Annotated in this window: 20 protein-coding genes; 8 read left to right on the plus strand and 12 right to left on the minus strand. The window is 61.1% G+C overall.

The genetic code is table 11. The annotated features are described in order from the left end of the window. Position 1 precedes the first annotated feature (1 nt). Together BVH74_RS17300 and BVH74_RS17305 are read right to left on the minus strand one after the other, a co-directional pair. Entirely contained in the window at positions 2–934 is a 933-nt protein-coding gene (locus BVH74_RS17300; RefSeq protein ID WP_080051309.1) for a GIDE domain-containing protein, read from the minus strand. Then, entirely contained in the window at positions 931–1512 is a 582-nt protein-coding gene (locus BVH74_RS17305; protein ID WP_080051310.1) for a LemA family protein, read from the minus strand. The genes BVH74_RS17300 and BVH74_RS17305 overlap by 4 nt, the downstream gene beginning before the upstream one ends. Before the next feature lie 165 nt (positions 1513–1677). On the opposite strand from BVH74_RS17305, the gene BVH74_RS17310 reads away from it, so the two are divergent. Then, a complete protein-coding gene (locus BVH74_RS17310) occupies positions 1678–2796 on the plus strand; it encodes an efflux RND transporter periplasmic adaptor subunit (protein WP_080051311.1) in 1119 nt (372 codons plus the stop codon). 12 nt (positions 2797–2808) lie between these two features. After that, a complete protein-coding gene (locus tag BVH74_RS17315) occupies positions 2809–5838 on the plus strand; it encodes a multidrug efflux RND transporter permease subunit (RefSeq protein ID WP_080051312.1) in 3030 nt (1009 codons plus the stop codon). Between the two features lie 176 nt (positions 5839–6014). Here the strand turns inward: BVH74_RS17315 and rpoS are convergent, their stop codons facing one another. The 9 genes from rpoS to BVH74_RS17360 all read right to left on the minus strand — a co-directional run bounded on the left by rpoS (position 6015) and on the right by BVH74_RS17360 (position 14094). Continuing rightward, entirely contained in the window at positions 6015–7016 is a 1002-nt protein-coding gene (gene rpoS / locus BVH74_RS17320) for an RNA polymerase sigma factor RpoS (RefSeq protein WP_080051313.1), read from the minus strand. A 175-nt stretch (positions 7017–7191) separates the two neighbouring features. Beyond that, on the minus strand, positions 7192–8064 hold the full coding sequence (locus BVH74_RS17325) for a peptidoglycan DD-metalloendopeptidase family protein (RefSeq protein ID WP_231705537.1): 873 nt from the start codon (positions 8062–8064) through the stop codon (positions 7192–7194). A gap of 28 nt (positions 8065–8092) precedes the next feature. Further along, the gene (locus tag BVH74_RS17330) at positions 8093–9037 is read right to left on the minus strand and encodes a polyprenyl-phosphate transporter (RefSeq protein WP_465261939.1); all 945 of its coding nucleotides are present in this window, start codon (positions 9035–9037) and stop codon (positions 8093–8095) included. Continuing rightward, positions 9034–9708: a protein-L-isoaspartate(D-aspartate) O-methyltransferase gene (locus BVH74_RS17335; protein ID WP_080051314.1), complete on the minus strand. Its 675-nt coding sequence runs from the start codon at positions 9706–9708 to the stop codon at positions 9034–9036. Before BVH74_RS17335 ends, BVH74_RS17330 begins: the two co-directional genes overlap by 4 nt. Next, complete coding sequence (surE, locus tag BVH74_RS17340; RefSeq protein WP_080051315.1) at positions 9705–10457, minus strand: 5'/3'-nucleotidase SurE; 753 nt, start codon at positions 10455–10457, stop codon at positions 9705–9707. Before surE ends, BVH74_RS17335 begins: the two co-directional genes overlap by 4 nt. After that, positions 10457–11515, minus strand: a complete 1059-nt coding sequence (gene truD / locus BVH74_RS17345; RefSeq protein WP_080051316.1) for a tRNA pseudouridine(13) synthase TruD — start codon at positions 11513–11515, stop codon at positions 10457–10459. The genes surE and truD overlap by 1 nt, the downstream gene beginning before the upstream one ends. Continuing rightward, positions 11512–11985 carry a 2-C-methyl-D-erythritol 2,4-cyclodiphosphate synthase gene (ispF, locus tag BVH74_RS17350; RefSeq protein ID WP_080051317.1) on the minus strand — a complete coding sequence of 158 codons (474 nt, stop codon included), beginning with the start codon at positions 11983–11985 and terminating at the stop codon, positions 11512–11514. Before ispF ends, truD begins: the two co-directional genes overlap by 4 nt. 133 nt (positions 11986–12118) lie before the next feature. Further along, entirely contained in the window at positions 12119–12973 is an 855-nt protein-coding gene (fghA, locus tag BVH74_RS17355) for an S-formylglutathione hydrolase (protein WP_080051318.1), read from the minus strand. After that, positions 12970–14094 carry an S-(hydroxymethyl)glutathione dehydrogenase/class III alcohol dehydrogenase gene (locus BVH74_RS17360; RefSeq protein ID WP_080051319.1) on the minus strand — a complete coding sequence of 375 codons (1125 nt, stop codon included), beginning with the start codon at positions 14092–14094 and terminating at the stop codon, positions 12970–12972. Before BVH74_RS17360 ends, fghA begins: the two co-directional genes overlap by 4 nt. 106 nt (positions 14095–14200) lie before the next feature. On the opposite strand from BVH74_RS17360, the gene BVH74_RS17365 reads away from it, so the two are divergent. Together BVH74_RS17365 and amtB are read left to right on the plus strand one after the other, a co-directional pair. Next, a complete protein-coding gene (locus tag BVH74_RS17365) occupies positions 14201–15094 on the plus strand; it encodes a LysR substrate-binding domain-containing protein (RefSeq protein WP_080051320.1) in 894 nt (297 codons plus the stop codon). A 207-nt stretch (positions 15095–15301) separates the two neighbouring features. Continuing rightward, complete coding sequence (gene amtB, locus BVH74_RS17370; RefSeq protein ID WP_080051321.1) at positions 15302–16636, plus strand: ammonium transporter AmtB; 1335 nt, start codon at positions 15302–15304, stop codon at positions 16634–16636. A gap of 56 nt (positions 16637–16692) precedes the next feature. Here the strand turns inward: amtB and BVH74_RS17375 are convergent, their stop codons facing one another. Next, positions 16693–17079: a DUF4168 domain-containing protein gene (locus BVH74_RS17375; RefSeq protein WP_165443858.1), complete on the minus strand. Its 387-nt coding sequence runs from the start codon at positions 17077–17079 to the stop codon at positions 16693–16695. A 225-nt stretch (positions 17080–17304) separates the two neighbouring features. Here BVH74_RS17375 and BVH74_RS17380 point away from each other — a divergent pair, with 225 nt between their 5' ends. From BVH74_RS17380 to BVH74_RS17395, 4 genes are all read left to right on the plus strand, one after another. Continuing rightward, positions 17305–18765 carry a sensor histidine kinase gene (locus BVH74_RS17380; protein ID WP_165443859.1) on the plus strand — a complete coding sequence of 487 codons (1461 nt, stop codon included), beginning with the start codon at positions 17305–17307 and terminating at the stop codon, positions 18763–18765. After that, positions 18752–20131 carry a sigma-54-dependent transcriptional regulator gene (locus BVH74_RS17385; RefSeq protein WP_080051324.1) on the plus strand — a complete coding sequence of 460 codons (1380 nt, stop codon included), beginning with the start codon at positions 18752–18754 and terminating at the stop codon, positions 20129–20131. Before BVH74_RS17380 ends, BVH74_RS17385 begins: the two co-directional genes overlap by 14 nt. An 82-nt stretch (positions 20132–20213) precedes the next feature. Next, positions 20214–20897: a VOC family protein gene (locus tag BVH74_RS17390; RefSeq protein WP_080051325.1), complete on the plus strand. Its 684-nt coding sequence runs from the start codon at positions 20214–20216 to the stop codon at positions 20895–20897. Positions 20898–21005: 108 nt separating this feature from the next. Further along, positions 21006–22226 carry an efflux RND transporter periplasmic adaptor subunit gene (locus BVH74_RS17395; protein WP_080051326.1) on the plus strand — a complete coding sequence of 407 codons (1221 nt, stop codon included), beginning with the start codon at positions 21006–21008 and terminating at the stop codon, positions 22224–22226.

Genomic DNA, 22226 nt, shown 5'->3' on the forward strand with positions numbered 1-22226 from the left:
TTTAGCCAGCCTGGACCAGCGCCAGCAACAGCCAGCCACTGGCCGTAGCGCAAAGCAGAAATCCACCAAGACTCAACAGCGATGCCCGGCGCATGCGCCGGCTCAAATGCTCTTCATGGTGATCCGACAACAGAAACGGCAGCCCCCGATGAGGTGGCTTGCCCAGCGCATGCACCACCGGCGCCTGCCCCGCCACCCGAGCCTGACGTCGCGCCTCCTCACCGGCAGCCTGACGCACCTGCTCCCATTCACGCTCATCCAGCCTTCCATCACCATTACGGTCGAACCGACTGAGCAGATCCGGGTAGTCGGCTTTCCACTGGCTGATGATCTGACGGGCAATGGCCTGCTCATCGATCGCCTCACGCCCACCGCCACGGCTTTGGAACCAGCCCAGAGCGTACAGGGTTTCGCCCTCCTGCAACCATTCCTCGGTATAGCGATAACGCCGCCCAAGCAGGCTGCTCATGATGCCGGTACGCACCGAGCGCCCAGCCGGCCAACGCTGGCTGCCTTCCCAGCGTTTACGCTGACGCGGATGCACTTCGGCCCCCAACGGATTGATCCAGCAACTGCCGGTCGCATCGCGCAACAGAAACGGCCGTTCCGAGACACCCCGCTCAACGGTGCGCCAGTTGCTGTTCTTGCCCGAACGACGGTATTCCTCGACCTGAAACCGATACCACAGGCATGAGATTTCGCTGAGTGGCGACAACAGCGGGGCATACCCGCCAGCATCGACCTGACCCTGTAACTCGACCAGCCCTTGAGCCGCCGAGCGAATCCGCGAGGTCGGGGTATCTTCAATCCAGCGCGCCCGGCGCAGCCGGGTCAGCCAGTTGTACAGCGTGATCAGGGTGAATAGCCCGGCCAACCCAACAGCCATGGCGTAATGCGGGTACGACAACAGCATGACGCCGTGCACATCAATCATGAAAACAGAGCCCGGATATCCACATCGGCCTTTTCAGCCTCAGAAAATTGCAGCAGATCAGCCGATGGAAAACTGAACATCCGTGCAATCAAAACATCGGGGAACTGTTCAATCCGCACGTTGTTGATGTTCACCGCCGCGTTATACAGCTCACGCCGATCGGCAATACCATTCTCCAGACCGGTGATCCGCTCCTGCAGATGACGAAACGACTCATTGGCCTTGAGTTCAGGATAATTCTCAGCCAAGGCGAACAACTGACCCAAACCGGCTCGCAGTACGGTTTCAGCCTGCCCAAGTCCCTTGACGTCGGAACGCTCACGGGCCTGAGCCACGGCACCACGGGCAGCGACCACCCGTTCCAGCGTTTCCTGTTCATGCTGCATGTAGCGCCGGCAGGCCTCCACCAGTTTCGGCAACTCCTCATGACGCTGACGCAGCAGTACATCGATATTGGCCCAGGCCTGGCTGACCGCATGCTTGATGCTCACCAACTGGTTGTACAACACGATGGCATACAGCCCGGCAACTACCAGCACGGCGATGATCGCCCAGGTAACGGGATTGGTCAGATCCATTAGCATCTCCCTCTATCATTTGTCATTATCGGCACCTCTGCGGCTCCATTGCGCCAATTTCATGAGACGTTTTGCAACAGGCGGCACTGGATAATAGCCGCATTCGGCGCATAATAGGCAGCTTGCAATCTGCCCTTGTGCCGCACTGCCTGGAAGGATCCGAAAATGTTGTTGCGCCGCTTCGTTGTCATGCTGGTACTGTTCTTTCTCGTGGTACTGGCCCTGGCCGCCTATAAAGGCTGGTCAATCTATCAGCAAATCCAGATGTTCAGCGCACCGCAGCCCCCGATTCAGGTAGCCGCGGCGGCCGCAGAACAGAAACTCTGGGAAACCCGTCTGCCTGCGATTGGTTCGCTGACCGCCGCCCTTGGTGTGGAACTGACCGCCGAAGTCAGTGGCACCGTCGAACAGTTGCACTTCCACTCCGGACAGCGGGTCGAGGCCGGTCAGCCGCTGCTGAGCATGAACACCGCCGTTGAACAGGCCAGCCTGAAAACCGCTCAGGCCCAGGCCGAACTGGCCCGACTCGAGTTCAACCGGCAACAGAACCTGTTCGAGCGCCAGAGCATTTCCCGCAGTCAGTTCGACCAGGCCCGCTCTACCCTGCAACAGGCCAGTGCCCAGGTCGAAGAACTGCACGCCATCCTTGAACGCAAACGCATCGTCGCACCGTTCAGCGGTCGCATCGGCATCAGCCAGATCGACCCCGGCGACTACCTGTCACCCGGCACCGTAATCGCCACCCTGCAGAACCTCGAGGATTTGTTTGTCGACTTCTTCGTGCCTGAACAGCTGTACCCGCAGCTGGCACTGGAGCAGTCGGTACTGGTGCGGGTTGGGGCCTATCCGGGCGAAGAGTTCAAGGGCCAGATCGCCGCCATCAACCCCCGGGTTGAGACCGGTTCGCGCAATTTGCAGGTCCGCGCCAAGGTTGGCAATCCGGATGAGCGCCTGCTGCCCGGCATGTTCGCCGACCTGGAAGTGGTGATGCCTACTCCCGAACCGCAGATCGTGCTACCGGAAACCGCCATCACCTACACCCTCTATGGCAACTCGGTATACGTAGTCAAACCCCGGCAGGATGAGGCTGGCAACGAACTGAGTGACGAAGACGGCCAACCGCAACTGGAAGTCGAGCGACGGTTTGTCAAAAGCGGGGACCGGCGGGCCGGTGAAGTGGTCATTCTCGAAGGGCTTGAAGCCGGCGAACTGGTCATCACTGCCGGTCAGCTCAAGCTGGATAACGGTGCGCATGTAAGCATCAACAACAGCAATCCCCTGTAAGGCGAACCCAGCATGGCTTTTACCGATCCTTTCATCCGTCGCCCGGTACTGGCGACGGTGATCAGCCTGCTGATCGTCCTGCTCGGCCTGCAGGCTTTCACCAAGCTGACCATCCGCCAGTATCCACAACTGGAAAATGCCCTGATCACGGTGACCACCGCTTACCCAGGCGCCAACGCCGAGGTCATTCAGGGCTACATCACCCAACCGATCCAGCAAAGCCTGGCCAGCGCCGAAGGTGTCGATTACATCAACTCGGTCAGCCGCCAGAACTTCTCGGTGGTGCAGGTCTATGCCCGTCTGGGCGCCGATACCGACCGGCTGTTTACCGACATCATGTCCAAGGCCGCCGAAGTCCGTAACCAGTTGCCGGCCGAGGCTCAGGACCCGGTAATCAGCCGCCAGGCCGCCGACTCCACAGCGCTGATGTATGTCAGTTTCTTCAGTGAAACCCTGACCAACCCGCAGATCACCGACTATCTGTCGCGGGTGGTCCAGCCGCGTCTGGCAACCCTGCCCGGCATCGCCGAAGCCGAAATTCTCGGCCAGCAGAACTTCGCCATGCGCCTGTGGCTGGACCCGGTACGCATGGGCGCCCATGGGGTGACGGCAAGCGATATCAACCAGGCCGTCAGCCGCTACAACTTCCTCTCCGCTGCGGGTGAAACCAAGGGCGAGTACGTGGTGACCAGCGTCAACGCCTTCACCGACCTGAAAGACCCGGAAGCCTTTGCCGCCATCCCGATCAAGACTGACGGCGACACCCGGGTGCTACTCAGAGATGTTGCCCGGGTCGAACTGGGCGCGGAAAGTTACGACGCCATCAGCTTCTTTGACGGCATACCCTCGGTCTATATCGGCATCCAGGGAACCCCCACCGCCAACCCGCTGGAAGCCATCCAGTATGTCCGCGAGGCCATGCCGCTGATCGAGGCGCAGTTGCCACCGGAGCTGAAGCTGTCGATTGCCTACGATGCCACCGAGTTCATCCAGGCCTCGATCGACGAAGTAATCAACACCCTGGCCGAAGCCGTGGTCATCGTCATCGTGGTGGTATTCCTGTTCCTGGGCTCTCTGCGCTCGGTCCTGGTGCCGATCGTCACCATCCCGCTGTCGATGATCGGGGTACTGTTTTTCATGCAGTTGATGGGCTACTCGATCAACCTGCTGACGCTGCTGGCCCTGGTCCTGGCTATCGGCCTGGTGGTCGACGACGCTATCGTCGTGGTGGAAAACATCCATCGGCATATCGAAGAAGGCAAGCAGCCAGTGCAAGCGGCACTGGAAGGCACGCGCGAGATCGCCATGCCGGTGGTGGCCATGACCATTACCCTGGCGGCGGTCTACGCTCCGATCGGCTTTCTGGAAGGCCTTACCGGCGCACTGTTCAAGGAGTTCGCCTTCACCCTGGCCGGCGCCGTGATCATTTCCGGCATCGTCGCCCTGACCCTGTCACCGATGATGTGCTCCAAGCTGCTGCGCCACGAGGAAAACCCCAGCGGGCTGGCTGCCCGCCTGGACAAGCTGTTCGACGGCTTGCAGCAACGTTACCGGCAACTGCTGCACCACAGCCTCAACACCAAGAGTGTCACCCTGACCTTTGGCGCTCTGGTACTACTGCTGATTCCGGTGCTGCTGGCCTTTACCCGCAGCGAACTGGCCCCGGAAGAGGATCAGAGCATCATCTTCATGATGGCCAGCGCACCCAAGAGCGCCAACCTGGAGTACCTAACCCACTACACCGACGAACTGACCCGTAAACTCAAGGAATTCGACGAGTATGAGTCGCACTTCCAGATCAACGGGTTCGACGGAGTGCAAAGCGGTATCGGTGGTTTTCTGCTCAAGCCCTGGGATCAGCGCGAGCGCAGCCAGATGGAGCTGCTGCCGATAGTCCAGCAGGAACTGGACAGCATCGCCGGCCTGCAGATCTTCGGCTTTAACCTGCCATCGCTGCCCGGCACCGGTGACGGGCTGCCACTGCAGTTCGTGATCAACACTCCCAACGACTACGAAACCCTGTTACAGGTTACCGAGCGAATCAAGCAACGGGCGCTGGAAACTGGCCAGTTCTATTTTCTGGATATCGATCTGGCATTCGACAAGCCGGAGCTCACCGTGGAAATCGCCCGCGAGAAAGCGGCTCAGATGGGCGTGACGATGGAAGATATCGGCTCGACCCTGGCCACCCTGCTCGGCGAAGGGGAAATCAACCGTTTCACTATTGACGGACGTAGCTACAAGGTAATCGCCCAGGTCGAGCGTCCGTTTCGTGACAACCGCGATTGGCTCAAGCATTACTACGTGCCCACCGTGGATGGTGACATGGTCGCGCTGGGTACCCTGATCACGATGGGCGAGCAGGCCCGGCCAACCCAGCTCAACCAGTTCCAGCAACTCAATGCAGCACGGATTCAGGGGGTTCCCGGTGTCAGCATGGGCGAGGCGCTGAAAACACTGGAGCAGATCGCCGCTGAAGAACTGCCCCAGGGCTTCACCGTCGACTATGCCGGCGCCGCGCGTCAATTCAAGCAGGAGGGTGCGGCGCTCTACATCACCTTCGGCCTGGCGCTGGCGATCATCTATCTGGTCCTGGCCGCCCAGTTCGAAAGTTTCCGCGATCCGCTGGTGATCCTTGTTACCGTACCGCTGTCGATCTGCGGCGCGCTGATCCCGCTGTTCCTCGGGTTCTCGACCATGAATATCTATACCCAGGTGGGTCTGGTGACTCTGATCGGCCTGATCAGCAAGCACGGTATTCTGATCGTCGAGTTTGCCAACCAGTTGCAGCGTGAACAGGGCATGGCCCTGCGCGAAGCGGTCGAAGCCTCGGCGGCGATCCGCCTGCGTCCGGTCTTGATGACTACTGCGGCAATGGTCTTCGCCATGATCCCGCTGCTGTTGGCCCAGGGTGCCGGTGCGGTCAGCCGTTTCGATATCGGCATGGTGATTGCCAGCGGCCTGACCATCGGCACGCTATTCACCCTGTTCGTACTGCCAGCGGTATACCTGGCAGTAGCCAGGCAGCACGAACAGGTCTGAGCAAAGCAGGTTAGGGAGACGCTGACTAAACCAGCTTCAGTGTTAGCCCAATTGTCGCTGACCCGCCCTGCACACGCCGGGGCCCCTCCGGGCCCGGCCAATCGAGCGACTGAGCTTGTGTGCAGTTGTGCACTCCGGAGTCATGGCGAGCCGCGTAGCGGCGTGGCCATCCAGACTTACTGAAACAGCGACTCCCCGGTCAGCCCATGCTGTTCGAGAATATCGCGCAGGCGCTTGAGCGCTTCGACCTGAATTTGCCTGACCCGCTCGCGGGTCAGGCCGATCTCCCGGCCGACTTCTTCCAGCGTGCTGCTTTCATGGCCGCGCAAGCCGAAACGCCGGGTCACCACCTCACGCTGCTTCTCACTCAGCTCGGACAGCCACTGGTCGATACTGGAATTGAGGTCATCATCCTGCAGCAGTTCACAGGGATCGGTGACATGGTCGTCGGTCAGGGTGTCGAGCAGGGTCTTGTCCGAGTCGGGCCCCAGCGACATGTCCACCGAGGCCACCCGCTCGTTTAGCCCAAGCATGCGTTTGACATCCTCGACCGGCTTGTCGAGCAGTTGGGCAATTTCTTCTGGCGACGGTTCGTGATCGAGCTTTTGGGTCAGCTCACGCGCAGCGCGCAGGTAGATGTTGAGTTCCTTGACCACATGAATCGGCAGACGGATGGTGCGGGTCTGGTTCATGATCGCCCGCTCGATGGTCTGGCGGATCCACCAGGTGGCGTAGGTCGAGAAGCGGAAGCCACGTTCCGGGTCGAATTTCTCGACCGCCCGGATCAACCCCAGATTACCCTCTTCGATCAGATCAAGCAGAGTCAGCCCACGATTGACGTAGCGCCGGGCAATCTTCACCACCAGTCGCAGGTTGCTTTCAATCATGCGTTTGCGCCCGGCCGGGTCACCCTTCTGCGCCAGTCGCGCAAAGTGGACCTCTTCCTCGGGAGTCAATAGCGGGGAAAAACCGATTTCATTCAGATAAAGCTGGGTGGCGTCGAGTTGCTTGGTGAACTCGAACGCATTCTCGCGCTTGTGGTTACGCGGTGTTGCGGTCTTGGTGCGAGTATCAGAGCCTTCCATGTTGCCCTCCTCATCGTCCATGCCGTCGCCCTCGAACAGTACGACATCGTCCTCTACAACGTGTTCAGGCTCGTTATTATTATTGCGTGCCATTATTGCGTGCCCCATTCCAGTCGAATCACGATTCGGTACCAGATCCCGAAGGATCACAGCGGTCCCCCACAACCTGTCAGCAGGCCAAAGCATCACCCTCCTGGTAACCCTCCTCAGCCTATCTGGCAGCCTGCCTATAATCTATGACAACCATATTGCGATTATTCACCGGCCTTCACAGTTTGGGTAAATACGTCAAAGGATCAACCGGTTGCCCCCTGCGACGTATTTCAAAATGCAACTTAACCCTGTCAGTGCCGGTACTACCCATCTCGGCGATCACCTGCCCCGCCTTGACCTGGTCCCCCTCATTGACCAACAAACGGTTGTTGTGGGCATAGGCACTGAGATAGGTGTCATCGTGCTTGATGATAATCATCTCGCCATAACCGATGAGACCACGCCCGGCATAGACCACCGCACCGTCTGCAGCAGCCTTCACAGGCTGTCCCAATTGGCCGGCAATATCAATCCCTTTATTCAAACTTCCGTTTGACTGAAACCGGGCGATCAACGGCCCTTGAGCTGGCCAGTTCCAACCGGACACCCGCGAAGGCACGCTGGGTGATGCTGGAGTGGCTGCTGGCGTAGCAGGACGGCTGGCCGGGGCCGGGGCGGTAGCTCTGGGCTGGGTGGCTGGAGCGGTTGTCCGGGGTGGCGTTGTCGCTGGCCGGCTAGTGGCTGCGGTCGTGGCTGGCCGCGCGGTTTGGGTAGTGCGGGCGGGCGTGCCGGCAGTACCTGGACGCAGGCTGATGCGCTGACCCGGGTAGATGGTATAAGGCGCGTTGAGGTTGTTGTTGGCGGCCAGCGCACGCCAATCCCAGCCGTAGCGGAAGGCGATTTGATACAGCGTCTCACCGCGCTGCACGGTGTGCTGGCCGGAAGTGACCTGTTGCGCCGTCTGGGCCCGCTGGCCACCGCGGCTGCGGTCATCGATCGGTACCGTGGTCGACGGTCCTGCGCAGGCAGCCAGCAGCCCGGCCAGCAGCATCAACCCCAGCTGCCGCCCCCGCGCCATTAGCGGTCCGCCCACCACAGACATCCCCATGACCCATTCAGCTCCTAACGGTTCCGCATCAGCGCTCGGCCTGGCGTCCCCAATATTCCAGTGTCAACACTAATACCACGGCAAGCAGCATCAACGCCAACCCACCCTGCCAGTAGGCTGGCTCACCGGTGAGCTGCTGAAACTGGGCCGGCCAGACATTGCTCTGCACCAACGGTTCAAGCTGACCCTGTGAGTTCTCACGCCAGCTCAGGGTCTGCTTCCACGGCCAGACTTTATTCAGCGAGCCAATCAGCAAACCGGTCAGAAACGCCAGGGTGACACTGCGGGCATGGCTCAGCAGCCAGGACAGCAACCGCGAGAAACTCAGCAAGCCGGCCACGCAGCCCAGAATGAAGATTGCCAGCAACCCGACATCGAAGTTTTTGACCGCCTGCAACACGCTTGCGTACAGCCCCAGCAGCAACAGAATGAAGCTACCGGAAATGCCGGGCAGGATCATCGCGCAGATAGCAATCGCTGCGCCCAGGAAGATCACCGGGCCGGTAACCGGTAACTGCAGCGGAACCGCCACGGTAATCAGATAGGCAAATACCGTGCCGAGCAGCAGAGCCAGCACGCTCCAGGCGCTCCAGCGTGGAATCTGCCGTCCAACCAGCAATACCGAGACCACAATCAGACCAAAGAAGAACGACCAGATCAGTTGCGGGTGCTGTTCCAGCAAGTAACTGATCAGTCGTGCCAGACTGGCAATACTGGTAAAGATGCCGGCCAGCAGAATGCACAGAAAGGTTCCGTCAATGGCCTGCCAGGTCTCGCGCACACGCCCACGGGCCAGCCACAGCAACTTGTTCGGCGTGCAGGCAGCAACCGCCGCCAGCAGCCGATCGTAGATGCCACTGATGAATGCGATAGTCCCGCCAGACACACCAGGCACCACATCCGCAGCGCCCATGGCCATGCCCTTGAGAAAAATGGCCAGAAAAGCCAGACCACGCTTGATCGGGTTACTCAAGAATTGATGGCTCCTGCCAACAAGGGAACAAAACGTACCGGTTCGACCTGCTGACGGATGAACTGTTCCCCGTCACGAATGATCAGGGTCAGGTATTGCTCACGCGCGCCGACCGGGATCACCATGCGGCCTCCGTCGGCCAGCTGTGCCAGCAGCTCGGCCGGCACTTCGGCCGGTGCTGCGGTAACCATGATCGCGTCATAGGGTCCGTACTGAGGCCAGCCCCAGTTGCCATCGGCATGCCGAAACACCACGTTACGAATATTGATGTCCTTGAGCACCGCCTTGGCCCGCTCCTGCAGTGGCAGGATGCGTTCAACGGTAAAGACCCGTTCGACCACCTGGGCCAGAATCGCAGTCTGGTAACCCGAGCCGGTGCCGACCTCCAGCACCTTGTCCAGCGGCCCGCCACCGAGCAGCAGCTCGGTCATACGCGCGACTATGTAGGGCTGCGACAGGGTCTGATTGTGGCCAATCGGCAATGCGGTATCTTCATAAGCCCGGTGCGCCAGCGCCTCATCAACGAACAGATGCCTGGGGGTACGGCGAATCGCTTCGAGTACCTGCAAGTTGCGGATGCCCTCCTCGAACAGCCGTTCCAGCAAACGTTCGCGGGTACGCTGCGAGGTCATGCCAATGCCGTGTTTATAAAGATCTTCGCGCACGCTCATATACCCAGGTCGTTCAGCCAGTCACCGAGGCGGTCGAATACCTCGAAATGGGTCTTGTCGATCCGCAGTGGCGTTACCGACACGTAGCCCTGCATAACCGCATGGAAATCGGTGCCGTCGCCACCATCCTCGGCATCGCCAGCCACCGAAATCCAGTAGCCTTCCTTGCCGCGCGGGTCGACCCATTTGACCGGCTTGGCAGCCCGCGCCCGGTGCCCCAACCGGGTTAGCTGAATGCCTTTGATATGCTCCAGCGGCAGGTTGGGAATATTGATATTGAGCACCGTTCGCGGTGGCAATTCAAGCTGCTCGTGGGCCGTCACCAGTTGCCGGGCGATGGCCGCAGCCGCCGGAAGATTGTCCGGCTGACGCCCGACCAGGGAAAAGGCCATGGCCGGTCGCGCCAGGAAGCGTCCTTCCAACGCAGCCGCCACTGTGCCGGAGTAGAGCACATCATCTCCCAGGTTGGCGCCCAGGTTGATACCCGCAACCACCATGTCGACGCTGTCGTCGAACAACGCATTGAGCCCCAGGTGCACGCAATCGGTCGGCGTACCGTTCAAACCGATAAAGCCGTTGTCCAGGGTGAACGGGCGCAAGGGCTTGTCCAGGCTCAGGGCGCTGCTGGCGCCGCTGCGGTCTTCGGCCGGAGCCACTACCACGCAGTCGGCATAATCCTCGAGCGCGCCATGCAGCGCCTTGAGCCCCGGCGCCAGTACGCCATCGTCATTGGCAATCAGAATACGCATCAGATATCACTTTGCAGGCTGCCCTGCGAGTTGCTGGTCAACTCAACCAGCTCACGCAATACCGCTGTAGCGAAACAGCCGGTCGGCAGGGTGAATTCAAGTTCAAGACAATCCGCTGACGGATAATGCCACGTCAGGCCGCTGATGGGGAGGCGCAAAACACGTCGCTCCTGCTTCAGGCCAGCGGCCGCCAGCCAGGCGACCAACTCGGCCTCGGCTGCCGCCTGCGTCAATTCCAGGGTCAGGGTATCGGCACCGACCGCCGGCTCGCCCTGCCCCCACAAGGGACCGGTGGGATGCAGATCCAGCGCGGCCAGGCGCGGGTCATCCGCTACCAGCTCAGTGGCCGGGAAATGGCTACGACTATCGGTAAAGGCCAACAGATCGCCGGGCAATACCTGATCCCAGCTTCCGGCCCCAACCCGCTCAGCCAACACCCGATTGAACAGCAGACTACGGGCGCTCGACAGCAGCCGCGAGCGCGTACCCCTGGCCGGTGGTAAGGCCGCGCGCTGAGCCCAACTGCGCGCCTGTTCGATATTGCCGCCCTGATGGCCAAAACGCTGGGGCCCGACATAGTTGGGCACACCGGCGACCGCCAGTTGCTGCAAACGCTGCTCCAGCGCTGCGCGATCGGCCTGCAGTTCATGCAGGCGAATGAGGAACCGGTTGGCGCTGTGAGCGCCACGCTGCAGCTTGCGTCGATGCCGACCCTGAGCGCTGCAACGCAGCTCATCCGACCACAGCGCAGACAGATCCGGGTCAGCCTTGCCCGGTAGTTGCACGCTGAACCATTGCCGAGTCAGGGCCTGGCGATCCTTGAGCCCGGCATAGCTGACATCACGCACAGCCACACCCGCCGCCCGCGCCAGTCGGCGGGCCACTTCTTCGGTATTGAGACCGCGCTTTTCCAGCAGCAACCACAGATGCTCGCCCTCGCCGCTGAGCGGAATATCGAGCACTTCGGTTACCTGAAAGTCGTCCGGCGTAGCCTTGAGCCACGCGCTGCCGCAAGGGGCGCCCCAGGCCCGGGGGCCAAGTAGTTGCTCTTCGGTCATCGGGGCAACAACAGGGCCACAGCGTGAACGGCGATACCCTCCTCCCGTCCGGTGAACCCCAGCTTTTCGGTAGTAGTGGCCTTGACATTGACCTGATCGAGCTCAACGCCCAGATCAGCAGCGATATGAGCACGCATGCTCTCGATGTGTGGCGCCATCTTCGGCGCCTGGGCAACGATGGTGGCATCGACGTTGCCGACCTGCCAACCCTTATCCTGCACCAGGCTCAGCGCATGGCGCAGCAGCACCCGGCTGTCGGCACCTTTGAAACGGGGATCGGTATCAGGAAAGTGCCGACCGATATCGCCCAGCGCCGCAGCGCCGAGCAAGGCATCGGTCAGGGCATGCAGCAATACGTCACCATCGGAGTGGGCAATCAGCCCATGGTGATGAGCAATCCGAACCCCTCCCAGGGTAATGAAATCACCATCCCCAAAGCGGTGAACATCGTAACCGTGACCTATGCGCATTGCTTACCCCGCCTGCAGAAAACCGGGGGGTGATGTTACCCTGTTTACCCTCTACAAGGTAGGAGCGGCCTTGCTCCTGCCCCCTTGTTTCGCGGCTGCCAGGCGCCCCTACTGAAGCTATTTACCGTGCGACCTAAGCATCAGTCAATGCACGGGCATGATGACTCAGGTGGTCATCGATGAAGCTGGCAATGAAGTAGTAACTGTGGTCATACCCCGGCTGGCGCCGCAGTGTCAGCGGATGCCCGGCCTTCGATGCCGCCAGGACCAGCGCCTCAGGCTTGAGCTGCTCAACCAGAAAGCTGTCGTCCTCGCCCTGATCGATCAACAGCGGCAACTGCTGCTCGGCAGTGGCAATCAGCTCACAGGCATCCCAGGCCTTCCAGGCCTCACGATCAGCCCCAAGATAATTACCCAGCGCCTTGTGCCCCCAGGGGCAATTGCTTGGATTGCTGATCGGCGCAAAGGCCGACACCGATTGGTAACGCCCGGGATTTTTAAGTGCACAGATCAACGCTCCGTGCCCACCCATCGAATGACCGCTGATCGCGCGTCGATCCGACACCGGGAAGTTGGCCTCGATCAGCGCTGGCAACTCGCTGACAACATAGTCGTACATGCGGTAATGCCGTGCCCAGGGCTGCTCGGTGGCATTGACATAGAACCCGGCGCCCAGGCCGAAATCGTAGGCGCCCTCGGGGTCGTCCGGCACACCATCGCCTCGCGGGCTGGTATCCGGCGCAACAATCACCAGACCCAGCTCGGCGGCCAGTCGCTGGGCTCCAGCCTTCTGCATGAAGTTTTCATCAGTACAGGTCAGCCCCGAGAGCCAATACAACACCGGCAGCGGCCCGCCCTGGTCGGCCTGCGGCGGCAGGTAAATGGCAAAGACCATATCGCAGCCCAGCACCTGCGAGCGGTGCCGGTACCGCTTGTGCCAGCCGCCAAAGCTTTTGTTGGCGGCAACCAGTTCCAGAGCCGTTGTCATGCCTGCTCCTTGAAATGAATCACCGTGCGAATGCTCTTGCCTTCGTGCATCAAATCAAAGGCCTCATTGATCCGCTCAAGCCCCATGGTATGGGTGATGAAGGTATCCAGCGGAATTTCGCCGGTCTGAGCCTTGGCCACATAGGACGGCAGTTCGGTCCGGCCCTTGACCCCACCGAAGGCGCTACCACGCCAGACCCGACCGGTAACCAACTGGAACGGACGGGTGCTGATCTCGGCCCCGGCTGGCGCCACGCCGATGATGGTCGACTCGCCCCAACCCTTGTGGCAGCACTCCAGCGCCGCACGCATCAACTGCACATTGCCGACACACTCGAAGCTGTAGTCCACGCCGCCATCAGTCATGTCGACGATGACTTCCTGAATTGGCTTCTCGTGCTCCTTGGGGTTGACGAAATCGGTGGCGCCCAGCTCCTCGGCAATGGCGAACTTGGACGGATTGATATCGACGGCAATGATCCGGCTGGCCCCTGCCATCTTGGCGCCAATGATCGCCGCCAGACCGATGCCACCCAGACCGAAAATGGCCACGGTAGCGCCAGCCTCAACCTTGGCCGTATTGAGTACCGCGCCGATCCCGGTGGTCACCCCACAGCCCAACAGGCAGACCTTTTCCAGCGGTGCTTCTTTGGGAATCACTGCCACCGACACTTCCGGCAATACGGTGTATTCAGAGAAAGTCGAACAGCCCATATAGTGGTAGACCGGCTCGCCGTTGTAGCTGAAACGGCTGGTACCGTCGGGCATCAGCCCCTTGCCCTGGGTGGTGCGCACCGAGCTGCACAGGTTGGTCTTGCCGGATTTGCAGAATTTGCACTCGCGGCATTCGGCGGTATACAGCGGAATCACGTGATCACCGACCTTGACCGAGGTCACGCCCTCGCCCACAGCCTCGACAATCCCACCGCCCTCGTGGCCGAGAATGCACGGGAACACCCCTTCGCTGTCCTGCCCCGACAGGGTGTAGGCATCGGTATGGCAGACGCCACTGGCAACGATACGCACCAGCACTTCACCAGCCTGGGGCGGCGCGACATCCACCTCAACGATCTTCAACGGTTCATTGGGGGCAAAGGCTACAGCGGCGCGAGACTTGATCATGGGGCTCTCCATGGAAGGTTGGTGTTTAATTGCACCAGTGTAGTAGAGCCATCAATTGTGGATAATCTCCCAATCAACAAAACATTATTGCTAGTCAGGGATAATCATGAACCAATGGGAAGGCATCGATGAGTTCGTTGCGGTCGCCGAACTGGGCCACTTCAGCGGCGCCGCCACACGTCTGGGCGTGTCCTCCTCACACGTCAGCCGCCAGGTAGCCCGGCTGGAAGATCGCCTGCAGACCCGCCTGTTCTACCGCAGCACCCGCCGAGTCAGTCTGACCGAAGCTGGCCAGACCTTCCTCCAGCACTGCCAGCGGCTGATCGATGCCCGCGACGAAGCCCTGCAGGCGATCACCGATCTGGGCGGCGAACCCAAAGGCCTGCTGCGCATGACCTGCGCGGTCGCCTACGGCGAAAGCTTCATCATGCCGCTGGTCAACGAGTTCATGCAGCAGCATCCGCAACTGCGGATCGAGATGACCCTGACCAATCAGACCCTGGACCTGCTGCACGGCAGTTACGACCTGGCAATCCGTCTGGGCCGGCTGCAGGACTCCAGCCTGATCGCCACCCGTCTGGCACCCCGACGCATGTATCTGTGCGCCGCACCCAGCTACCTGGCCCGCTATGGCGCCCCGCACAGCCTGTCGGAACTGCCGAGGCACAACTGCCTGATCGGCAGCAGCGATACCTGGACCTTCCAGCAGGATGGCCGCGAACTGCCGATCCGGGTACACGGCAACTGGCGCTGCAACAGCGGCCAGGCGGTATTGGATGCGGCGCTGCGCGGCTTCGGCCTATGCCAATTGCCGGATTACTATGTGCGCGAACACCTGCGCAGCGGCGCCCTGCGCGCCCTGCTCAACCAGCACCAGCCGCCACACACCGCGGTCTGGGCACTGTATCCCCAGCAGCGGCATCTGTCGCCCAAGGTCCGGCAACTGGTCGATCACCTCAAAGCCGGCCTGGCCCAGCGCGCGGAATACCAGCAAGACTGAAAACACTGCTTTGTGATGGTGCAACGCCAGTAGGCGCTGCACTAAAAGGCAGAGCGACCAGCCAGACCATCACCCCCGCCTCCCGGCAAGTGCCCGGTTTAGCCGCATCCGGCGACTTGGCACAGTTTTTTCATTCCTCCAGAGAAAGTTTAATTCCTGAAACTCACCAGCCCTGCTGGTCAACAACCCTCTGGGGAGCCAAAACCGATGGATGGATTATCTATAGAAGTCGCCTACGCGCTGGATACCTTCTACTTTCTGATGTGCGCCGCCCTGGTGATGTGGATGGCAGCCGGCTTCGCCATGCTCGAAGCCGGACTGGTCAGGGCCAAGAACACCGTTGAAATCCTCAACAAGAATGCCCTGCTGTACGGCATCGCCTGCACCGTCTACCTGCTGGTCGGCTACAACGTCATGTACCCGGACAGCCCGATCAGCTCGGTAATCCCCAATCTCGGCTTCCTGCTCGGTGAGGACAACAGTGCCGAGGCCGTGTTAGCCGGTGGTGATGACGCACCCTACTACTCGAACATGGCTGACTTCATCTTCCAGGCGGTGTTTGCCGCCGCGACCATGTCGATCGTCTCCGGCGCCGTGGCCGAACGTATGCGCCTGTGGCCGTTCCTGGTGTTTGCAGTATTCATGGTCGGCTTCATCTACCCGGTCGAAGGCTACTGGAAATGGGGTGGCGGCTTCCTCGACCAACTGGGCTTCCAGGATTTCGCCGGCTCGGTCGTGGTACACATGGCTGGTGCTGCCGCTGCTCTGGCTGCGGTGATTCTGGTTGGCCCGCGCAAAGGTCGCTACGGCAAGAACGGCGAAGTTTTCGCGATTCCCGGGGCCAACCTGCCACTGGCCACCCTCGGCATGTTCATCCTGTGGATGGGCTGGTTCGGCTTCAACGGCGGTTCGGAACTGAAGATCGCCAATGTCGAAGAGGCCAACGCAGTCGCCAAGATCTTCGTCAACACCAACGCCGCAGCCGCCGCCGGCATGGTCGTGGCCGCGCTGTTCTCCCGCGCCCTGTTCGGCAAGACTGACCTGACCATGACCATCAACGGTGCGCTGGCCGGCCTGGTCTCGATCACCGCCGAGCCGCTGGCGCCAAGTGCCGGCCTGGCGGTAATGATCGGGGCCGTGGGTGGCATCGTCGTGGTGCTATCGGTCCTGGCCCTGGACAAGTGCAAGCTGGATGACCCGGTAGGCGCCATCTCGGTTCACGGCACCGCCGGTATCTGGGGCATCTTCGCGGTGCTGCTGAGCAACGAAGACGCCACTTTCTTCGGTCAGTTGATCGGCACCGTGGTGACCTTCGCCTGGATGTTCGGCATGTCCTTCATCGTACTGTTGGCGATCAAGGCGGTGATGGGGCTGCGGGTCAGCGAAGAAGAGGAACTGGTCGGCATGGATCTGGAAGAGTGTGGCATGTCGGCCTATCCGGAGTTTGCCCCGGCCAGCCAGCCGATGGTCACCCCGCCCAAGGCACCGGGTGCCCACAGCAAGGAACCGCTCGCCAGCGACAACCCACTCACGGCCAAGTAACCGGCACACAGCAAAAAGGGGCCGCAACGGCCCCTTTTTGCATGCCCGCCTCAGACTCAGTTGTGCTGCTGGGCTCGCTGCTGCAGCTCAGGATCGGTTTGAATACGGGTGGCGATTTCGTTGTAACGCCCCACATCCAGGCCTTCATCCTGTACAGCTTCGACCATTTTCTCCTGGGCCTCCAGTTGCAGTGACTGGGCCTCTTCCTGGTTGTCTACCTGACCCAGGCGCTGGGAGAAATCATCGCGGATCTCGTTAACCTTGCTTTCAGCACTGACAAACTTCTGCAGATCGGCATCGCTAACCGGTGCGGCGGCCTGCTGCTCAGGCTGGCCATACTGCTGCCCGGCGGCCGGATCCTGGGCCTGGGCCATGGCCACAGGGGCGGCGATGGCGAATGAAGCAAAACCCATGGCGATAGTCAGTTTTTTCAAAGTAGTCATGCACTTCTCCTTTGTTGAAGTCACCCAACACATTCCAAGAGCCGTGCCAATTCACCAAAATCAACAACAAGACCATGATTTAAAAGGAAAAAACAATAAAAAATCGAAATTTTAAAACACGCTGGAGCTGGCGACTTTTCCAGCAATAATGTATACATTTTAAACATGAGCAAAAAATACCCGTTCAGATTCAACACAGTTACCCGCCCCGTAGGCCTGCGACGCTTGAGTAGTCTGCAACGTACCCTGCTGCTGTTTGTGGTTCTGCCTTTGCTGATCCTTACCGCCCTGGGCATCCGCTTTGGCCTGGGCCAGGCCAGCCAGTTTCAGGAGCAACGGCTGAAGAACGATCTGGAGCTGATCGGCCGGGCAATCAGCATTCCGGTCGGCGCCGCACTGGGCCAGGATGATCGCCAGGCCATCGAACTGGCCCTGGGTTCAGTGTTTGTGCTTGGCGAGGTCTATGGCGCCTCGGTGTTCGATGTCAACGGTACCCGCATCGCCTCGGCCGGCATTACCGAAAGCGACCTCAGCCGCACCACCATTCCCGAACGGATCGTCGCCACCGGGGAAAAGCAGGAAGCCTATAGTCGGGTGGCCGGGCGCGAGCTGTTCTCACACTTTCTACCTCTGTTTGACAACGCCGGGCAGATCAAGGGCCTGATTCAGATCACCCGCCGTGCCAGCGATTTCAGCCGGGCGCTGGACCAGTTGAAGATCATCGCCTGGCTGCTCTGGGGGCTGCTCGGGCTGAGCATCCTTGGCGCCGTGCTACTGGGTCATTACGGCGGTATTGGCCGGCATGTCGACAAGCTGCTGGCCCATATGCAACGCGTCGCCCAGGGCGATCATTCACACCGGGCCGCGCTGGAGGGTCCAAGCGAGGTCGCCACACTGGCCGCCGGCCTGAACCAGATGCTCGACAGCATCGAACGCACCCAGCGTGAGCTTGATGAACACAGGACCGCCGAAACCCAACTGTTGGCCCGGCTCAAAGACAACGAAAAAATGGCCGCCATTGGCGGCATGGCCCGGGGCATCGCACATGAACTGGGCGCGCCACTGAGCGTGATTGACGGCCGTGCCAGACGTCTGCAACGCAGCGCTGAACTGGATGAGCAGCAACAACGCCAGCTCGACGGCATCCGCTCTCAGGTAGCCCGCCTGACCCATACCGTGCGCCAACTCTTGGACTACTGCCGGCCCATGGCACCGCAACCGCGCAGCCTGGAACCGGCCCAACTGATCGAAACCGTGACCGAAGCCATGCGTCCGGAACTGGAAGCCAGCGGCAAACAGCTCCAGACCGAGATTCCCACCGGGCTGCCGACTCTGACCGGCGATGCCGGACGCCTGGAACTGGCCTTGCTCAACCTGTTGCGCAACGCCCTGCAAGCAGCCCACCAAAGCATTCAGCTCAGCCTCAAGACTGAAGGCGAACACCTGCTGATCCTGATCCGTGATGACGGCCCGGGGCTACCGCCCACAATAACGGTCGAGCAACTGCTGGAACCCTTCTTTACCACCAAATCTCCTGGCGAGGGCACTGGCCTGGGTCTGGCCATCGTCCAATCGGTTGCCGAAGAACACGGCGGCCAGCTGGAACTGAGCAACGCGCCCCAGGGCGGCTGCCTGGTTCGCCTGAGCCTTGCACTGAATCCGGAGAACTCCCATGCCCCAACCTGAACGCATTCTGCTGGTGGAAGATGACAGCGGCCTGCGTGAGCTGCTGCAGGAAGAACTCGAGGCCGAGGGCTATCAGGTCAGCGCCTGCGCCGATGCCGAACAGGGCGCACGGCTTCTGGCCGAGATGCAGCCAGACCTGCTGGTCAGTGATCTGCGCCTGCCCGGCGCCGACGGTCTGACCCTGCTGCAACCCAGCCATCAGCTCAGTCGCCCACCGGCAGTATTGATCATCACCGCTTTCGGCTCAGTACAACAGGCGGTTCAGGCGCTCAAGGCAGGAGCCGATGACTTTCTCACCAAACCGCTGGAAATGGATCATTTCCTCCTGACTGTCAGTCGACTGCTGGAAAACCGCCGACTGCGCACCGAAGTCCAGCGTTACCGCTCGATGCTCGCAGTCGAGCAGTTCAACGGCATCGTCGGTCAGAGTCCAGCCATGCAGCAACTGTTTCACCAGATCCGCCAGATTGCCCCGGCCGACGGCCCGGTACTGATCCAGGGCGAAAGCGGCACCGGCAAGGAACTGGTAGCCCGCGCCCTGCACGACCTCAGCGCGCGCAAGGACAAGCCCTACCTTACGGTCAACTGCGGCGGCATACCTGGCGAGCTGATGGAAAGCGAATTCTTCGGCCACGCCGCCGGAGCCTTCACCGGCGCCCGGCAGCAACGCGCCGGGCTGTTCCAGCAGGCCAACGACGGCAGCCTGCTGCTCGACGAACTCGGTGAAATGCCGCTGGCACTACAGGCCAAGTTGCTCAGGGCCCTGCAAGACGGCCGCGTCCGCCCGGTCGGCAGCGATCATGAAATTCAGGTCGACGTGCGGGTCATTGCCGCCACCAACCGCAATCTGAGTGACGCAGTTGCCGCCGGCGAGTTCCGCGAGGATCTGTTCTACCGGCTGGAAACCTTCACCCTCCAGGTGCCCCCGCTACGCGCCAGGGGCGATGATATCCAGCGCCTGGCCGAGCTGTTTCTGACCCGCTTCAACACCCGGCGCCAGCGACGTATTCGCGGGTTTACCGATGAAGCGCTGGCGTTGCTGCTCAGTTATAACTACCCCGGCAATGTCCGCGAACTGGAAAACGCCGTCGAGCGTGCCGCCACTTTCTGCAGCGGTCCCTACATAGACGCCGCCGACCTGCCCCAGCGCATCCGTGACAATAGTGCTGAACAGGAAACGTCCAGCTCCAGTCAAGGCTCGGCCTTCAACCTCCCGCTCAACCAGGACCCGAGCGGCCTGCCCGACCTGGAAAGCGTCCAGCGCCAGTACATCCACCAGGTACTAAAAGCCACCGGCGGCAACAAGCGCAAGGCCGCCGAGATTCTCGGCATCACTCGTCGCACGCTGTATCGCTGGCTGGAATGACTGACGATTCCGCTGCTGATTGACAGTGTCGCCAGCGGAGCCTGGCGGCTAGTCTGGCGGCACCTTGTACAGGAGCACCGCCATGGCTTTCGTCAAACCCTTCTTCGATGTCGGGCTGTTCAGCAACCGTGCAGAACAGCAGCAACAGTTCTGGACCGAACAGGTCGGCCTGAGTCTGGACCACACCCTCAAGCTCGGTGGCGGCGTACTGCAACACCGCTACCAGACCGACGCCGCCGTCATGAAAGTGAATGTCGCGCGGGATCCTCTGCCACCTGGCGGCGACGGCCCGCTGCAACAGGTGCTGGTCGCCTGCTCCGACTGCACGTCAGTCGAATCGCTGCGCGACCCTGACGGCAATCGTATAACCCGGGTGCCACCAGGCCACAGAGGCATTCAGGGTCTGGCCGTGGAGCTGCAGGTAGCCGATGTGGCTGCCAGCAGTGCCTATTACCAACAAGTGCTGGGGCTGACGCTGCAAGCGCCTGGAATTCTCACCTGTGGCCAGGGCCTGGTGTTTCTGCAACAGGGTCAGCCTGCCAACCCGTCCGGCTCAACGCCCCTGGCAGCCACCGGCTTGCGCTACCTGACCCTGCAAGTGCCCGACTGTGACGCCGCCTATGCCCAGGCGATCGCCGCAGGAGCCACTTCTGGCCGTGCGCCGGTGACGCTCGGCAGCACCGCACGGATTGCCTTCGTCATAGACCCCGACGGCCTCTGGATCGAGCTGTCCGAACGCGCCTCCTTGACCGGCAAGGCGGTCTGAAAGGCCCCAGCCCCGACGCACTCATTTACAGATTCTTTACCGAGCTCCAGCTCCCAGTTGACACTGGGGGCTTTACACTTGGCCCATGATAACTCTCTGGACCAAGCAATGAGCGCCGCAAAACCCAATCGCAAACGTCGCACCCCCTGGATCATCGCCATCGCCGTGGCCGCTATCGGCCTGTCTGGCTGGTACTGGATCAGCAATGGCCAGGGTAACCCCGAGTACACCGTTGTCAGCGTCACGCGTGGTGATATCGAAGATAGCATCACTGCCCTCGGCACTCTGGAGCCACTCAATTATGTCGACGTGGGTACCCAGGTTTCCGGCCAGCTCAAGGTTCTGCATGTCGAACTCGGTGATCAGGTCGAGCAGGGGCAACTGTTGGCCGAAATCGATCCGACCGTGTACCTGGCCCGGGTAGAAGCCAGCACCGCGCAACTGGCCAACCAGCAGGCCCAGCTCAAGGACCGCGAAGCCCAGCACGATCTGGCACGACTGCAGGCCGAACGGCAACGCAACCTGTTCCGTGAAGACGCCACCAGCCGCGAAGCACTCGAGACCGCCGAAGCCAGCCTGCGCTCAGCCGCTGCCCAGATCGATGTACTCAAGGCCCAGATCCGCCAGACCGAATCAAGCCTCAAGGCCGACCAGGCCGATCTGGGCTATACCCGGATCTACGCACCGATGACCGGCACCGTAGTCCAGCAACTGGCCAACCAGGGCCAGACCCTGAACGCCAACCAGACCGCACCAGTGGTGGTACAGATCGCTGACCTGTCGACCATGACCGTGCGCACCCAGGTATCCGAGGCCGACATCAGCCAGCTCCGCGTCGGCATGCCGGCCTACTTCTCCACTCTCGGCCAGCCGACCCGGCGCTGGGAAGGCGAGCTGCGCCAAATCCTGCCGACCCCAGAAGTGATCAACAACGTAGTGCTGTTCAACGCCCTGTTCGATGTACCCAATCCTGGCGGCGACCTGCTGCCGCAAATGAGCGCCCAGGTGTTCTTCGTCCGCGCCGCCGCTGACAATGTACTGACCGTGCCGGTGTCCGCTCTGCGTCAAGTCAACCACGCGGAACGTGGCCGTCAGGCCGACGGTATGGACCAGAGTAAGCAAGCCAGTCGCGGCCGCCCCTATGAAGTACAGGTACTGGACGCCCAGGGCCGCCCGCAGAACCGCATGGTACGTATCGGCGTGCGCACTCGCGTGCTGGCCGAGGTTATCGACGGCCTGGAAGAAGGCGACCGGGTGGTAACCGGCAACCTGCGCACCAGCGCCCAAAGCAGCCAGCCGCAAGGCGGCCCGCCGCGCAGGTTCATGTAA

This window comes from Halopseudomonas phragmitis, from assembly GCF_002056295.1.
Lineage (GTDB): Bacteria > Pseudomonadota > Gammaproteobacteria > Pseudomonadales > Pseudomonadaceae > Halopseudomonas > Halopseudomonas phragmitis.

Excerpts from the sequence above, each read along its gene's own strand:
- ispF (WP_080051317.1), bottom strand. The coding sequence starts at position 11,985 with ATGCGCATAGGTCACGGTTACGATGTTCACCGCTTTGGGGATGGTGAT.
- BVH74_RS17300 (WP_080051309.1), bottom strand. The coding sequence starts at position 934 with ATGATTGATGTGCACGGCGTCATGCTGTTGTCGTACCCGCATTACGCC.
- BVH74_RS17305 (WP_080051310.1), bottom strand. The coding sequence starts at position 1,512 with ATGGATCTGACCAATCCCGTTACCTGGGCGATCATCGCCGTGCTGGTA.
- amtB (WP_080051321.1), top strand. The coding sequence starts at position 15,302 with ATGGATGGATTATCTATAGAAGTCGCCTACGCGCTGGATACCTTCTAC.
- BVH74_RS17390 (WP_080051325.1), top strand. The coding sequence starts at position 20,214 with ATGGCTTTCGTCAAACCCTTCTTCGATGTCGGGCTGTTCAGCAACCGT.
- BVH74_RS17335 (WP_080051314.1), bottom strand. The coding sequence starts at position 9,708 with ATGAGCGTGCGCGAAGATCTTTATAAACACGGCATTGGCATGACCTCG.
- BVH74_RS17365 (WP_080051320.1), top strand. The coding sequence starts at position 14,201 with ATGAACCAATGGGAAGGCATCGATGAGTTCGTTGCGGTCGCCGAACTG.
- BVH74_RS17375 (WP_165443858.1), bottom strand. The coding sequence starts at position 17,079 with ATGACTACTTTGAAAAAACTGACTATCGCCATGGGTTTTGCTTCATTC.
- BVH74_RS17310 (WP_080051311.1), top strand. The coding sequence starts at position 1,678 with ATGTTGTTGCGCCGCTTCGTTGTCATGCTGGTACTGTTCTTTCTCGTG.
- BVH74_RS17395 (WP_080051326.1), top strand. The coding sequence starts at position 21,006 with ATGAGCGCCGCAAAACCCAATCGCAAACGTCGCACCCCCTGGATCATC.
- BVH74_RS17325 (WP_231705537.1), bottom strand. The coding sequence starts at position 8,064 with ATGGGGATGTCTGTGGTGGGCGGACCGCTAATGGCGCGGGGGCGGCAG.
- rpoS (WP_080051313.1), bottom strand. The coding sequence starts at position 7,016 with ATGGCACGCAATAATAATAACGAGCCTGAACACGTTGTAGAGGACGAT.
- BVH74_RS17360 (WP_080051319.1), bottom strand. The coding sequence starts at position 14,094 with ATGATCAAGTCTCGCGCCGCTGTAGCCTTTGCCCCCAATGAACCGTTG.
- BVH74_RS17315 (WP_080051312.1), top strand. The coding sequence starts at position 2,809 with ATGGCTTTTACCGATCCTTTCATCCGTCGCCCGGTACTGGCGACGGTG.
- truD (WP_080051316.1), bottom strand. The coding sequence starts at position 11,515 with ATGACCGAAGAGCAACTACTTGGCCCCCGGGCCTGGGGCGCCCCTTGC.
- fghA (WP_080051318.1), bottom strand. The coding sequence starts at position 12,973 with ATGACAACGGCTCTGGAACTGGTTGCCGCCAACAAAAGCTTTGGCGGC.
- BVH74_RS17385 (WP_080051324.1), top strand. The coding sequence starts at position 18,752 with ATGCCCCAACCTGAACGCATTCTGCTGGTGGAAGATGACAGCGGCCTG.
- surE (WP_080051315.1), bottom strand. The coding sequence starts at position 10,457 with ATGCGTATTCTGATTGCCAATGACGATGGCGTACTGGCGCCGGGGCTC.